General features: G+C 72.6%; 12 protein-coding genes and 1 other RNA gene. 10 read left to right on the top strand and 3 right to left on the bottom strand.

From position 1 onward, the window contains the following. Positions 1 to 190: 190 nt before the first annotated feature. Positions 191 to 1,297, top strand: a complete 1,107-nt coding sequence (gene prfB, locus SZN_RS30330) for a peptide chain release factor 2 (protein ID WP_007502486.1) — start codon at positions 191 to 193, stop codon at positions 1,295 to 1,297. Between the two features lie 291 nt (positions 1,298 to 1,588). Next, entirely contained in the window at positions 1,589 to 2,242 is a 654-nt protein-coding gene (locus tag SZN_RS30325; protein ID WP_007502484.1) for a hypothetical protein, read from the top strand. A 136-nt stretch (positions 2,243 to 2,378) separates the two neighbouring features. Here the strand turns inward: SZN_RS30325 and SZN_RS30320 are convergent, their stop codons facing one another. Then, positions 2,379 to 2,567: a hypothetical protein gene (locus SZN_RS30320; RefSeq protein ID WP_007502482.1), complete on the bottom strand. Its 189-nt coding sequence runs from the start codon at positions 2,565 to 2,567 to the stop codon at positions 2,379 to 2,381. 237 nt (positions 2,568 to 2,804) lie between these two features. Between SZN_RS30320 and ftsE the strand changes: the two genes are divergently transcribed. The 7 genes from ftsE to SZN_RS30290 all read left to right on the top strand — a co-directional run bounded on the left by ftsE (position 2,805) and on the right by SZN_RS30290 (position 9,077). Further along, positions 2,805 to 3,494 carry a cell division ATP-binding protein FtsE gene (ftsE, locus tag SZN_RS30315; RefSeq protein ID WP_007502480.1) on the top strand — a complete coding sequence of 230 codons (690 nt, stop codon included), beginning with the start codon at positions 2,805 to 2,807 and terminating at the stop codon, positions 3,492 to 3,494. Positions 3,495 to 3,535: 41 nt separating this feature from the next. Beyond that, entirely contained in the window at positions 3,536 to 4,453 is a 918-nt protein-coding gene (ftsX, locus tag SZN_RS30310; protein WP_007502479.1) for a permease-like cell division protein FtsX, read from the top strand. A gap of 68 nt (positions 4,454 to 4,521) precedes the next feature. Further along, positions 4,522 to 5,688, top strand: a complete 1,167-nt coding sequence (locus SZN_RS30305; protein WP_078509020.1) for a S41 family peptidase — start codon at positions 4,522 to 4,524, stop codon at positions 5,686 to 5,688. Positions 5,689 to 5,748: 60 nt separating this feature from the next. Then, a complete protein-coding gene (gene smpB / locus SZN_RS30300; RefSeq protein WP_007502475.1) occupies positions 5,749 to 6,291 on the top strand; it encodes an SsrA-binding protein SmpB in 543 nt (180 codons plus the stop codon). Positions 6,292 to 6,409: 118 nt separating this feature from the next. Beyond that, positions 6,410 to 6,778: a transfer-messenger RNA gene (ssrA, locus tag SZN_RS37945) on the top strand. 186 nt (positions 6,779 to 6,964) lie between these two features. Then, positions 6,965 to 7,978 carry a DUF4232 domain-containing protein gene (locus tag SZN_RS30295; RefSeq protein ID WP_007502474.1) on the top strand — a complete coding sequence of 338 codons (1,014 nt, stop codon included), beginning with the start codon at positions 6,965 to 6,967 and terminating at the stop codon, positions 7,976 to 7,978. Positions 7,979 to 8,093: 115 nt separating this feature from the next. Continuing rightward, the gene (locus tag SZN_RS30290) at positions 8,094 to 9,077 is read left to right on the top strand and encodes an extracellular catalytic domain type 1 short-chain-length polyhydroxyalkanoate depolymerase (RefSeq protein WP_208865874.1); all 984 of its coding nucleotides are present in this window, start codon (positions 8,094 to 8,096) and stop codon (positions 9,075 to 9,077) included. A 123-nt stretch (positions 9,078 to 9,200) separates the two neighbouring features. Here SZN_RS30290 and SZN_RS30285 read toward each other — a convergent pair whose 3' ends face one another. Both SZN_RS30285 and SZN_RS30280 read right to left on the bottom strand, forming a co-directional pair. Then, the gene (locus tag SZN_RS30285; RefSeq protein ID WP_007502472.1) at positions 9,201 to 10,004 is read right to left on the bottom strand and encodes a ScbR family autoregulator-binding transcription factor; all 804 of its coding nucleotides are present in this window, start codon (positions 10,002 to 10,004) and stop codon (positions 9,201 to 9,203) included. 463 nt (positions 10,005 to 10,467) lie between these two features. Then, on the bottom strand, positions 10,468 to 11,826 hold the full coding sequence (locus SZN_RS30280; RefSeq protein ID WP_007502471.1) for an MFS transporter: 1,359 nt from the start codon (positions 11,824 to 11,826) through the stop codon (positions 10,468 to 10,470). Between the two features lie 83 nt (positions 11,827 to 11,909). On the opposite strand from SZN_RS30280, the gene SZN_RS30275 reads away from it, so the two are divergent. Next, positions 11,910 to 12,878, top strand: coding sequence for a LysR family transcriptional regulator (locus SZN_RS30275; protein ID WP_007502470.1), 969 nt, complete (start codon positions 11,910 to 11,912; stop codon positions 12,876 to 12,878). Positions 12,879 to 13,371 lie beyond the last annotated feature (493 nt).

Genomic DNA, 13,371 nt, shown 5'->3' with positions numbered 1-13,371 from the left:
TGGCTCGCCACGGCGGACGACGAGGCCGGGGCGACCCCCACGGACACCACCAACTCGGCCCCGGCCACGCCCTGACCCGCGCCGGGACGAGCCCCCTGGTGAGGAGGGGTGCGCAAAGGGCGGGCCCGGACGCCCCGGCCGCCGGGCCCGCCCGGACCGGGCCGCCCGGCGGAGCCGTTACGCTGGAGGCGTGGCAGTCGTCGATGTATCCGAAGAGCTCAAGTCCCTCTCCTCGACCATGGAGTCGATCGAGGCCGTTCTGGACCTCGACAAGCTGAGGGCAGACATCGCCGTGCTCGAGGAGCAGGCGGCCGCGCCGTCCCTGTGGGACAACCCGGACGAGGCGCAGAAGATCACCAGCAAGCTCTCCCACCTCCAGGCGGAGGTGCGCAAGACCGAGGCGCTGCGCGGGCGGATCGACGATCTCGCGGTGCTCTTCGAGATGGCCGAGGAGGAGGACGACCCGGACACCCGTGCCGAGGCCGAGTCCGAGCTCACCGCCGTCCGCAAGGCACTGGACGAGATGGAGGTCCGCACGCTGCTGAGCGGGGAGTACGACGCCCGTGAGGCGCTCGTCAACATCCGCGCCGAGGCCGGCGGCGTCGACGCGGCGGACTTCGCGGAGAAGCTCCAGCGGATGTACCTGCGCTGGGCGGAGCAGAAGGGCTACAAGACCGAGGTCTACGAGACGTCGTACGCCGAGGAGGCCGGCATCAAGTCGACCACCTTCGCCGTGCAGGTGCCGTACGCCTACGGGACGCTCTCGGTGGAGCAGGGCACGCACCGGCTCGTGCGCATCTCGCCGTTCGACAACCAGGGCCGGCGCCAGACCTCCTTCGCGGGTGTCGAGGTGCTGCCCGTGGTCGAGCAGACCGACCACATCGAGATCGACGAGTCCGAGCTGCGCGTGGACGTGTACCGCTCCTCGGGCCCCGGCGGCCAGGGCGTGAACACCACCGACTCGGCCGTGCGCCTCACCCACATCCCCACCGGCATCGTCGTCTCCTGCCAGAACGAGCGGTCGCAGATCCAGAACAAGGCCACCGCGATGAACGTGCTCCAGGCCAAGCTGCTGGAGCGGCGCCGCCAGGAGGAGCAGGCCAGGATGGACGCCCTCAAGGGCGACGGCGGCAACTCCTGGGGCAACCAGATGCGGTCGTACGTGCTGCACCCGTACCAGATGGTCAAGGACCTGCGGACGGAGTTCGAGGTCGGCAACCCCGAGGCCGTCTTCAACGGGGAGATCGAGGGTTTCCTCGAAGCCGGGATTCGCTGGCGCAAGCAGCAGGAGAAGTAATTTGTCGACAAGGCAACTGCCGTCATCCGGGCGGCAGTTGCCTTTTCTGTGCCGCATGTCCGGGTTCCACATCACACTCACAGCTTCCAACCCCAGGCAAAGAACCCGTAGGTGGACATCGCGCTCGCAACGACCTTGACGATCCCTTGAAAAATAGGAACTGTTGAGCGTGGCATGCGTATCTCCGGGGCGCATGTGAACCGGGGGATTCGAGCACTGCCGCCCCCGTCGATCACGGCCGGCCCCGGGCGCCGCCTCACTGACGATTCAGCTACTGGGGGTAGCAACCAGATGACCAAGAAGACGCGGATGCGCATCGCGCGCCTCGCCGCCGGTGCCGTGATAGCGGCCGGCGCCTCGCTGACCGTCGCCGGCGCCGCTTCCGCGCTGGAGATCGGCGTGAGCGCCGACGGCAGCGGTATCGGCCTCGACGTGAAGACCGGTGGTGACGGCGAGGAGACGGGCGACCCGACGGATCTGCCGACCGACCCGACGGACCCGACCGGCGACCCGACGGACCTTCCCACGGACCCGACCGACCCGTCGGACCCGCCCACCGAGGACCCCACGGACCTCCCGACGGACCCGACCGAGGAGCCGACGGAGCCGACCGAGCCCACCGAGCCGACCACCGAGCCCAGCAACCCGGGCAACGGAGGCGGCAACGGCGGTAATGGCGGCAACGGCGGCGGTGACGGCGACGGCGGCAACAACGCCGACCCCGACGGCGGCACCTCCACACAGGAGGAGGGCTCCTCCGCCCTGACCGAGACCGGCAGCAAGGGCACCGCCGCCAACGCCCAGGGCGGCGGCGCGGAGCTCGCCGAGACGGGCGCCACGCAGACCACGTTCCTGCTGGTCGGCGCCGCCACGATGATCGCCGGCGGTATCGGCTTCCGCCTGCTGCCCCGTTTCGTCGGCGGCCGCGGCGGTCCCGCCGTCTGACGGTGGCCCCCGCTCACGCCGTGTGACCTGCGCGGGCGACGCCGAGGGGCCCGGAGCGATCTTCGATCTTCGCTCCGGGCCCCTCGGCATGTCCGCCCGCGGCGGTGTGGGTCCTTGTGCGGGTCCTGCTACCGCATCAGGCGGTACGCGCCAGCAGCGCCACTCCCGCGATCAGTACGGCGAGCAGGGCGATCAGGGCCGTCGGGTTCAGGCCCGCGAACGGGTTCTCCTGCTGGAGCCGCTGGCGGTTCGCCCGGCACACGGGGCAGCGGCCCTCGCTCACGGGTGCGGCACAGCTCGCGCACACCAGTCGGTCGTACGTCATGCGCCACCCTCCTCAGCGAGATCCCTCCGGGTGGTTCAACGGGCGCGGGCCCGAGAACGTTCCCTCCTCCACTGTGCCAGGTTCCCCCGCAAGGGGCGCGGCCGCTCCGGGAACGAGGGCGGCACCGCGTCCGCACAAATGGGCACAAGCCTTTACACAACCCCTGCGGTGCCTGCGCCGCCCTCCCCGGTTCGCGTATGGTCACGCACACCTACCCCCGGCGACCCGTGGTGCACCGTGATCCGATTCGACAGCGTCTCCAAGGTCTACCCCAAGCAGAACCGCCCCGCACTCAGGGATGTGTCCCTGGAGGTGGAGAAGGGCGAGTTCGTGTTCCTCGTGGGCTCCTCCGGTTCCGGCAAGTCCACCTTCCTGCGGCTGGTCCTGCGCGAGGAGCGCACCACCCACGGGCAGGTGCACGTCCTGGGCAAGGACCTCGCGCGGCTGTCCAACTGGAAGGTGCCGCACATGCGCCGCCAGCTGGGGACGGTCTTCCAGGACTTCCGCCTGCTGCCGAACAAGACGGTCGCCGAGAACGTCGCCTTCGCCCAGGAGGTCATCGGCAAGTCGCGCGGGGAGATCCGCAAGTCCGTGCCCCAGGTGCTCGACCTGGTCGGACTGGGCGGCAAGGAGGACCGCAGGCCCGGCGAGCTCTCCGGTGGTGAGCAGCAGCGCGTCGCCATCGCCCGTGCCTTCGTCAACCGGCCCAAGCTGCTGATCGCCGACGAGCCCACCGGCAACCTCGACCCGCAGACCTCGGTCGGCATCATGAAGCTGCTCGACCGGATCAACCGGACCGGCACGACGGTCGTGATGGCCACGCACGACCAGAACATCGTGGACCAGATGCGCAAGCGCGTCATCGAGCTGGAGAAGGGCCGCCTCGTGCGCGACCAGGCCCGCGGCGTCTACGGCTACCAGCACTGACCGATCCCGTCCCCTCCACGGAAAGGCTGAGTCAAGACGCCATGCGCGCCCAGTTCGTACTGTCCGAGATCGGTGTCGGTCTCCGCCGCAACCTGACGATGACCTTCGCGGTCATCGTCTCCGTCGCCCTGTCCCTCGCCCTGTTCGGCGGCTCGCTCCTGATGAGCGACCAGGTCAACACGATGAAGGGCTACTGGTACGACAAGGTCAACGTCTCGGTCTTCCTCTGCAACAAGAGCGACGCCGAGTCCGACCCCAACTGCGCCAAGGGCGCGGTCACCGCGGACCAGAAGAAGGCGATCCTCGGCGACCTCGACAAGATGCCGGTCGTCCAGACGGTGACGTACGAATCGCAGGACCAGGCGTACAAGCACTACAAGGAGCAGTTCGGCGACTCACCGCTGGCCGCCTCGCTCACGCCGGACCAGATGCAGGAGTCGTACCGGATCAAGCTGAAGGACCCGGAGAAGTACGAGGTCGTCGCGACCGCGTTCGACGGGCGCGACGGCGTGCAGTCCGTGCAGGACCAGAAGGGCATCCTGGACAACCTGTTCGGACTGCTCAACGGGATGAACTGGGCCGCGCGGGCGGTGATGGCGCTGATGCTCGTCGTCGCCCTGATGCTCATCGTCAACACGGTGCGGGTGTCCGCGTTCAGCCGCCGCCGCGAGACCGGCATCATGCGCCTGGTCGGCGCCTCGGGCTTCTACATCCAGGCGCCGTTCATCATGGAGGCCGCCGTCGCCGGTCTCATCGGCGGCGCGGTCGCCTGCGGATTCCTGGTGGTCGCCCGGTATTTCCTCATCGACAACGGGCTCGCCCTGTCGGAGAAGCTGAACCTGATCAACTTCATCGGCTGGGACGCCGTGTTGACGAAACTGCCGCTCATCCTGGCCACGAGCCTGGTGATGCCGGCGTTGGCGGCGTTCTTCGCGCTGCGCAAGTACCTGAAGGTGTGACTCATGCCAACGGGGCCGTACGGGGAAGCGACCGTACGGCCCCCCGGCGCTGTCCTAGACTCACCGGCATGTCAGGCCGTGACCTGTTCTGTCAGCCCCGCCGCATCGGCCGCGGGGCCGCCCTGACATTGGTGTTCGCGAGCGTGCTCGTCGCGGGCGCGGCCACCGGATCGCTGCCCGGCCCCGACCGCAAGACCCCTGTCGGAGCGGCTCGTCCGGCCGTTCCCCAGGCCCGGTCCGAGGAGATCGCCAAGGCCGCCGCCGACGCCATGGCCGCCGGGAAGTCGCCCATGGAGGCCGCCGAGCGCGCGGTCAGCCGCAGCGGCGATCGCTGGGGCGCCGTCTACTCCCCGGCCGAGTACGAGGAGTTCGAGGACGCCCTCGACGGCGCGTACACCGGCGTCGGGCTGTGGGCCCGGCGCGAGGGCCGGGGCCGTATCGAGGTGACGAGGGTGCGGACGCGGTCGCCCGCGGCCGACGCCGGGATCCGCGCGGGCGACCGGCTGCGCAGCGTAGACGGCGCGAAGGTCGACGGACGGCCGGTCACCGACGTCCTGTCGTTACTGAGGGGCGACGCGAAGGACGCGCGCGCCGGTACGGCCGTGAGGCTGGGGATGGAGCGCGGCACCCGCGCGTGGGACCTCACCCTGCGCCGGGCCCGGCTCTCGACGGAGTCCGTCACCGCCCGCGAGCACACCGACGGCATCACCGTCATCACGATCTCCTCCTTCACCAAGGGCTCCGGGGACGCCGTGCGCTCCGCGCTGCGCCGGGCCCCCTCCGCCGCCGGTGTCGTCCTGGACCTCCGCGGCAACTCCGGCGGCCTGCTCACCGAGGCCGTCACCGCCGCCTCCGCCTTCCTCGACGGCGGTCTCGTCGCCACCTACGACGTCGACGGCGACCAGCGCGCGCTGCACGCCGCGCCCGGCGGCGACACCGCGAGGCCCCTGGTCGCCCTGGTCGACGGCGGCACCATGAGCGCGGCCGAACTGCTCACCGGCGCCCTCCAGGACCGCGGCCGCGCGGTCGTCGTGGGCAGCCGCACCTTCGGCAAGGGCTCGGTCCAGATGCCCAGCCGCCTGCCCGACGGCTCGGTCGCGGAGCTGACCGTCGGCCGCTACCGCACCCCTTCGGGGCGGATCGTCGACGGCAGGGGCATCACCCCCGACCTGGAGGCCGGCAGCGGCGTCCTCCGGCGGGCCGAGACGGTGCTCAGCGGTCTCGGCGAACCGTGAAAACCGCTTCCCCGGCACCCGGTCCGCAGTGCGAAAATGGACGGCACTATGAGCAAGGGAATGTACGTACCGAAGGAGTCCCAGCCCAAGCAGGGCGGGGCCGCCGCGAAGGGCCGGGACGGCGAGAAGGGCGGCAAGCGCAAGATCGTCGCCCAGAACAAGAAGGCCCGCCACGACTACGCGATCATCGACACCTACGAGGCCGGGCTCGTCCTCACCGGCACCGAGGTCAAGTCGCTGCGCGAGGGGCGGACCTCGCTGAGCGACGGCTTCGTCCAGATCGACCGCGGCGAGGCATGGCTGCACAACGCCCACATCCCGGAGTACCACCAGGGCAGCTGGACCAACCACTCCGCGCGCCGCAAGCGCAAGCTGCTGCTGCACCGCGAGGAGATCGACAAGCTGGAGGCGAAGTCCCAGGAGACCGGTCACACGATCGTGCCCCTCGCCCTGTACTTCAAGGACGGCCGGGCCAAGGCCGAGATCGCCCTGGCGCGCGGCAAGAAGGAGTACGACAAGCGCCAGACGCTGCGCGAGCAGCAGGACCGGCGGGAGTCGGACCGGGCGATCGCCGCCGCCCGGCGCAGGCAGCGCGGCGACTGAGCGGGCCGCCGGGAATGCGCTGGCACGGGTGCGCGTCGGTCACGTAGGATGGCACTGCACCTCATCGAGGGTGCGCGCCTCTTCCCCGCTGCGGGGGAGGGCATTGAAAAAACAACATGGGGATGATCGGTTTCGACAGCGGATGTCGAAGCAGGGGAAGCGTGTCGAGGAAGCGGCCATGATCTCGTAAACCACAGGCCGAAAAAAATAATCGCCAATACCAAGCGCGATTCCTTCGCCCTCGCTGCCTAAGTAGCGACTTGCGAAGTGTCAGCCCGGGGCTGTTCCCGACCCGGATCCTGGCATCAGCTAGGGAACTAAACCTTGATCCCGGTCACGGGGTGAAGAGGGAAACCAGACAGTGACTGGGCCCGTCGGCGACTTGTTCGCGTGATTGCCGGGGCCGAGAAAATCACAGCGGACTGCACACGGAGAAGCCCTGATTCCGCACCGTTGGACGCGGGTTCGATTCCCGCCATCTCCACGATCAGGAGGCCGTACCGGCCTCCGCACCCATGTGGGCCAAGGCCCCGTCGCCTCCGGGCGGCGGGGCCTTCGTCATGCCGTACGCGGTGGCCGCCGGGTGGAGCGGAAACGATCTGTGACACGGCCGTTACCGGAGGTGTGGCCTCCGTCACGGCCCCCTGCTGTCGGCTCTTGGTGGGGTGGGCGGATGCCGAGAGCCCTGCACGCCGTGTCCGCCGTGCTCACCGGAGTCCTGCTGCTGGCCGCCTGCGGTGCCCCGCGGGACGAGGCCGCGACCGCCCGCGCCGCGAGCGGTGCCGGGGGCGCCGGGACCGAGGTGCCGTGCCCCGACATCCTCCCGCGGTACGGCTCCGAGCCGCTGCCCGCCGAGCAGACCGTCACCGGGACGCCCTCCCCGCTGCCCCTGTCGTCCTCCGGCGCCGACGAGGACGGCGTCCGGCTCACCGGTCTGTACGCCTGGCCGCGGGGCAGCGGCTGCACGGCGCCGTACAGCGCCGGGTTCGAGGTCACCAACCGCACCCGTTCGACGGCCGTCACCACCGTCACCATCGGCTTCACCTCGGCCTCCGGCACCAGGGCCGACACGGCCGAGCGCACCCTCGCGCCGCTCGCCCCGGGCCGTACCGCCGAGTCGGCCGTCGCCGCGGGGGTGTCGGCCCCGGGCGGGCCCGGGGTGACGGGGGCCGAGGTCGTCAAGGTGCGCAGCGTCCCCGCCGCCGAGGCCCCCTCCGCCTCGGGGCCGTGCCCCGCGTCCGGGGTGCGGCTGTACGCCGACCAGGGCGACGCCGCCATGGGACTGCGCGTCGTCGGACTGCGCCTCGCCAACTGCGGCACCCGGCCCTACCGGGTCGAGGGCAGTCCCAGGGTGGAGGTGCTCGGCGAGGACCACGAGCGCGTCGACGGCGTGCGCGTGCTCGACGGCACCGGCCCGATCGGCCCGGTGGGCGGGAGCGGCAGCCCGCGGCCTCTGGTGCTGCGTCCGGGCGAGGCCGCGTCGGCCACCCTGGCCTGGCGCAACACCACCGAGGCGGGACTGGAGGCGGTGAACGCGCCGTACGCGCGCGTGTGGGCGAGGCCCGGTGCCGCCCCCGTCGTCGTCACCCCGGAGTTCGACCTCGGTACGACGGGCCGGCTGGGCGTCGGGCCGTGGCAGCGGGCCGACAGCCGCGGCGGCGCCGGGACCGCCACCCGGCGCCCCTGACCGCGTTCCCCGCCACCCGTACGGCACGGATTCGCTGAACCACCATGCCGGGCGCCCGTGTTGTGGTGCCCCACTCCATATCGACGGGTCGTTCGGGCTTCTACGGTCCCTGCGCATGACACAGACCAGAGCCGCACGTCGTCATGTCCCCCTGCTCGCGGTCCTGTTGGCCGCCCTGATCGCCACCGTCCTCACCCCCGGCCGGGCCGCCGCCGCCTCCCTCCGGGAGGTGACCGGGTTCGGCTCGAACCCCGGCGCGCTGCGCATGTACCGCTACGTCCCCGACGCGCTGCCCGCCGGCCGGCCGGTGGTCGTCGCCCTGCACGGCTGCACCCAGAACGCCGCCGGGTACGGCACCGGCAGCGGCTGGACCCAGCTCGCCGACCGCTGGGGCTTCTCGGTGGTGCTGCCCCAGCAGCAGAGCGCGAACAACGCGACCTCCTGCTTCAACTGGTTCCAGACCGGCGACATCGCCCGCGGCCAGGGCGAGGCCGCGTCGGTCGCGCAGATGGTGGACCGGCAGCTCGCCGACGCCGCCGGCGACGCCTCGCGCGTGTACGTCACGGGGCTGTCCGCGGGCGGTGCCATGACGGCCGTGATGATGGCCGCCTACCCGGAGAAGTTCGCCGCCGGGGGGATCGCGGCCGGGCTGCCGTACGGGTGCGCGCAGGCCGCGGGATCGCCGTACGTGTGCATGTACGTCGGTGCGACGCAGTCCGCGCAGCAGTGGGGCGACCGGGTGCGTGCCGCCCGTCCCGGCTACCCGGGGCCCTGGCCCACGCTGGTCGCCTTCCAGGGCACGGCCGACTACACCGTCAAGCCCGTCAACATGACCGATCTGACCCGGCAGTGGACGGCCGTCCGGGGTGCCGACCAGGTCGCCGACGTCAGCGACAGCGTGGCCGGCTACCCGCACCAGGTCTTCCGCGACCCGGCCGGACGCACGGCGGTGGAGACGTACAGCATCACCGGGATGGGGCACGGCCAGCCAGTGGACCCGGGCAGCGGCGCCGAGCAGTGCGGCACCGCCGGGGCCTACGTCCTCGACGTGAACCTGTGCGCGGCCTACCGGATGGGCCGGGCCTGGGGTCTGGGCTGAGCACGGACGCGCTGCCGCGGCGCGGGGCGACGCGCCCTTGAAGCGGGTGGAGCGGTCGCAGGGGACGGGTGCCTGGGTCGGTTCGCCACCGGTCCGTCGGACGGGGGCGCGGGCCCTGGGTCCTCAGGCGGCGTCCGCCCGCGCGGGCCGGGCGTCCTCGTCCCGCGTCCCGCCGCCGTCCGCCCCGCCGGCCGGCGCGTCCGCGCCCTCCGCCCCCTCCCTGATGTCCGCCCCCTCCTCGATGTCCTCGCCGTCCGCCGTGTCCGCGCGCTCCAGTTCCGCCTCGCGCGAGGCGAGCAGGGAGGCGGCCCGGTCGGGGCTGAGGTCCAGGGTCGGGAGGATCTGCGGCATCGCCACGCTCGGCAGCAGATGGCGGAACATGGTGATCACCCGCCGGGTGAGGTCCTGGCGCTGGCAGAGCACCTGGCTCGTCCACTGGATGCCGGTGAAGGAGCCGGACAGCAGCTCGGCCGTCTCCGCCGGGTCCACGTGCGGCAGCAGCTCCCCGCGCTCACGCGCCTGCACGAGCAGCCCGGTCAGCCGGTCCGCCCACGACTGGAAGGGTCTGCCGTGGAAGGGGTTGCCGCCCTCGGCGCTCTCGCTCCACTGGTCCATGGCGAGCCCCACGCTGGCCCGCGTCAGCGGATCGTGCTGCAACTGGTGCGCGAACAGCAGCCCCTGGTCGGTCAGTTCCTGGAGCTTCGTACGCTGCGCGGGCAGCGGCCCCAGTTCCAGCTGCGCGGCGATCACCCCGAGGGCCAGATCCTCCTTGGAGGAGAAGTGGAAGTAGAGCGCGCCCTTGGTGACCCCGGCGCGCGCGATGATCTCGGTGATGGTGGCCGTGCTGTAGCCACGCTCGTCGAACACCTCGGCCGCCGCCAGCAGGATCGACTTGCGTGTCTGGATTGCTCGCGCTTGACGTGCCATGCCTGCGTGCCTGTTTCCCTGTCAGAGATCGGTCAGGTTCACCCGCAAAGAGAACCGGACTGCCAGTCTTTTGTCGAGAGGGGAACGATCCGCGCAAGTATCGACTCAGGGGGCAATCCATTGCTGAAGAAGCTATTTCCGTAGGAGACCGTTTCGTCACTGCTGGTGCGGGTACCGATCCCGCGCAGGAACGATCCGTCACCGCGCGGGCGACGCGTTCCGCCCTCTCCGCCGGCCCGTTCGGCGCTCCGCCCGCGGCCCGCTCCCGCCCCGCCGGGGCCGGCCGGACCCGCAAACCAGACCGGCGCCCCGGTTCTGACACCCGGCGCCACACCCGACGCGCCGACCTGCGCCACACCCGGCGCGCCGACCTGCGCCGCCGGCCACGGCCCTGATGCTGGCCCACGCGGAGTACGGCACCCCCCACACACCACACCCCCCACACACCACACCCGCCACCCCCTCAACCCGCCCCCCGCAGCCCCCGTGCCCCCAGCGACACTCCCAGGGCCACCGTCGCCGCCGCGACCGGAACGGCGTAACCGGCCGCCGGTGACAGGGTGTCCACCGTCCAGCCGCCGGCCGCGCTGCCCAGGGCGATGCCGCCGAGCAGGGCGGTCACCGCGAGGGTCATGCCCTCGTTGAGCCGGCCCTCGGGGGTGCGGCGCTGCACCAGCGCCATGTTGGTGATCATGGTGGGGGCGGTCGCCGTCCCGGCCGCCAGCAGGGCCAGGGCCAGCAGCACCAGGGAGCCGGTGAGGGCCGCGGCGAGCAGCGGGAGGACCAGCAGCGCGGCCATCGCCGCGACGCACCGGCGGTAGCGGGCCTCGGCGGGGCCGGTGAGCCGGAGCCGGCCGAACAGCAGGCCCGCCGCGCACGACCCCGCCGCCTGAACGGCGAGCACGGCACCCCCGGCCGCACGGTGGCCCCGCGCGTCCGCGAACGCCAGGGTCACCACCTCGGTCGCCCCGAACACCGCGCCCACGGCCAGGCAGACACCCAGGAGCGCGGGCATCCCGGGCGCGCGCAGCGGTGACCGGGCCCCTCCCGCGGCGGGGCGCGCGGCCGGGGGCGGCTCCGTCGAGCGCTGCGCCGCGAACGCCAGCACCCCGGTCACGAGGAGCACCACCCCGACGAGCGTGCCCGCCTCCGGGAAGAACGCCCCGCACAGGAAGGCCGCGAGGACCGGCCCGAGCATGAAGCACAGTTCGTCGGCGGCCTGTTCGAAGGAGTTCGCGGTGTGCAGCGACTCCGGGTCGTCCGCGAGCAGCCGGGCCCAGCGGGCGCGGGACATGCCGCCCGTGTTGGGGGTGGTCGCGGTGGCGGCGTACGCGGCGAACAGCGTCCAGGCGGGCGCCTCCTGCCGTACGCACAGCACCAGCGCCAGGCTGCCCAGCGCCGCGAGCAGAGTGGCCGGCACCGCGACGCGCGCCTGCCCGTACCGGTCGACGAGCCGCGCGGTCCACGGCCCCACCAGCGCGGTCGCGGCCAGCCCGGTCGCGGTGACCGCCCCCGCGAGGGCGTACGACCCCCTCGTCCCCGCGATCATCACCACCGCGCTCACGCTGAACATGCCCATGGGCAGCCGCGCGGTCAGGTTGGCCAGGGTGAACGCGAGCGCGCCGGGACGGGCGAACAGCCGCCGGTACGGGCCGGGCGGACGGCCCCCGCCGCGCGGGCGCGGGTCGGCGGCGGCAGCGGTGCCGGCGGCGGTACAGGTGTCGGCGGTGCCGGCGGTACAGGTGTCGGCGGTGGCGGCGAGCGGGGGAGCGTCCCCCGCGCACGGCGTCGCGGAGGGGTTCCCGGCGGGCGGCTGCGGCATGGCCCCACCGTCGCCCCGGCCCGGTCACGGGGTCCAACACCTGCGCGGTGCCGATTCACGCGCCCGCGTTGTAAGTTCGCCGGATGCCGGCTCCCGCTCATCTCGACCCCCGTCTGCTGCGCGCCTTCCTCGCCACGGCGGAGGAACTGCACTTCACGCGCGCGGCGGCCCGGCTGTACGTCGCCCAGCAGGCGCTCAGCCGGGACGTGCGGCGGCTGGAGCGCGAGCTGGGCGCCGAGCTGTTCGTGCGGACGACCCGGCAGGTCACGCTGACCGCCGACGGCGAGCGGCTGCTGCCGTACGCCCGCCGGGCCCTCCAGGCCCAGGACGACCTGCTCGCCGCCTTCGGGCAGGCGCGGCCCCTGCTGGTGGACCTGAACTCACCGGGCCTGGCCACCGGCCGGACCGTGCTGCACCGTGCCCGCGAACTCGCCCCGGAGCACGAGCTGATGGCCCGCTACGAGAGCGGACTGACCGGCGCCGCCGCCGAGTTGGCGGCCGGACGGCTGGACGCCTCCTTCGGCCGCTTCGCGGGACTGGACCCGGCGCTGCGGGCCGCCCTGGACCACCAGCCCGTGCGCTACGAGCGGATGGCGATCCTGCTGCCGCGCGACCACCCGCTGGCCGGAAACCGGCGTGTCCCGCTCGCCGCGCTGGCCGGCGAGACGGTGTACGCGGGGGCCGGGAACGACCGGACGCCGGAGTGGACGGACCTCGCGCGCCGTCTGTTCGAGGGGCGGGGCATCGCGCTCGCCCCGCCCGCGCCGCTCGCGGTCGGTGACGAGGAGTTCCAACGGATGATGGCCAAGACCGGCCACCCCGTCCTCGCCGTGGTCGACTTTCCGACCATGCCTGGCACAGTACGACGTCCTTTGACCGACCCTGTTCCGTTGTCGCCGGTGTCCCTCGTGTGGCGAAAGGGACTGTCCCACCCCGCGCTCGGCGTTCTCCGCCGGGCCGCGGCGCAGGTCGCGGCGGACGAGGGCTGGCTGAACCGGCCCGTGGGCGGATGGATTCCGGCCGCCGACGCCGTCGCGATGAGTGGGCAGTAATGGACACACGGCTACCGCCGGTCCGGCGGTGCGCTAGCTTCATGGCCCTGAGCACGTTGGGGTAGTGGGGGCGCTCGGCCGGGTGGGGACCCGGTACGGCGACGAGCGCTCAGTGTCGTACGCGCGCCCGGAACGGTCCCGTGGGGGGATGTGCGTGCGAGTGAAGAATTGGCGAGAAGACGCCCAACCGGAGTGGCCCGCAGCGGCACACGCGTCCGGTGGTGTTCCTTCCGCGGGGGGATCCAGGGCGGCGACGCGGCCCCTTCCCGCGACCGGGGAGCCGGAGGCGCCCACCGCGGGCCGCCGCTCCCTGCCCGAGGTGAGGGAGACGGACATACTCCAGCGAGGCCGGCGTTCCCCTGCGGGCGCCGACAGGACGAAGACGGCATCCGGGGCCACCGGCGCCGACCGGGCGCAGACCGCGCGCGGCGGGTCCGCCCGCCACGGTGACACGGCCCCCTCCCCGGCGGAGCACCGCCCCGCCCGGCACGCC

The sequence above is a fragment of the Streptomyces zinciresistens K42 genome, from assembly GCF_000225525.1.
Taxonomy (GTDB): Bacteria; Actinomycetota; Actinomycetes; order Streptomycetales; family Streptomycetaceae; genus Streptomyces; species Streptomyces zinciresistens.
This window is presented reverse-complemented; position numbering and strand designations above follow the sequence as displayed.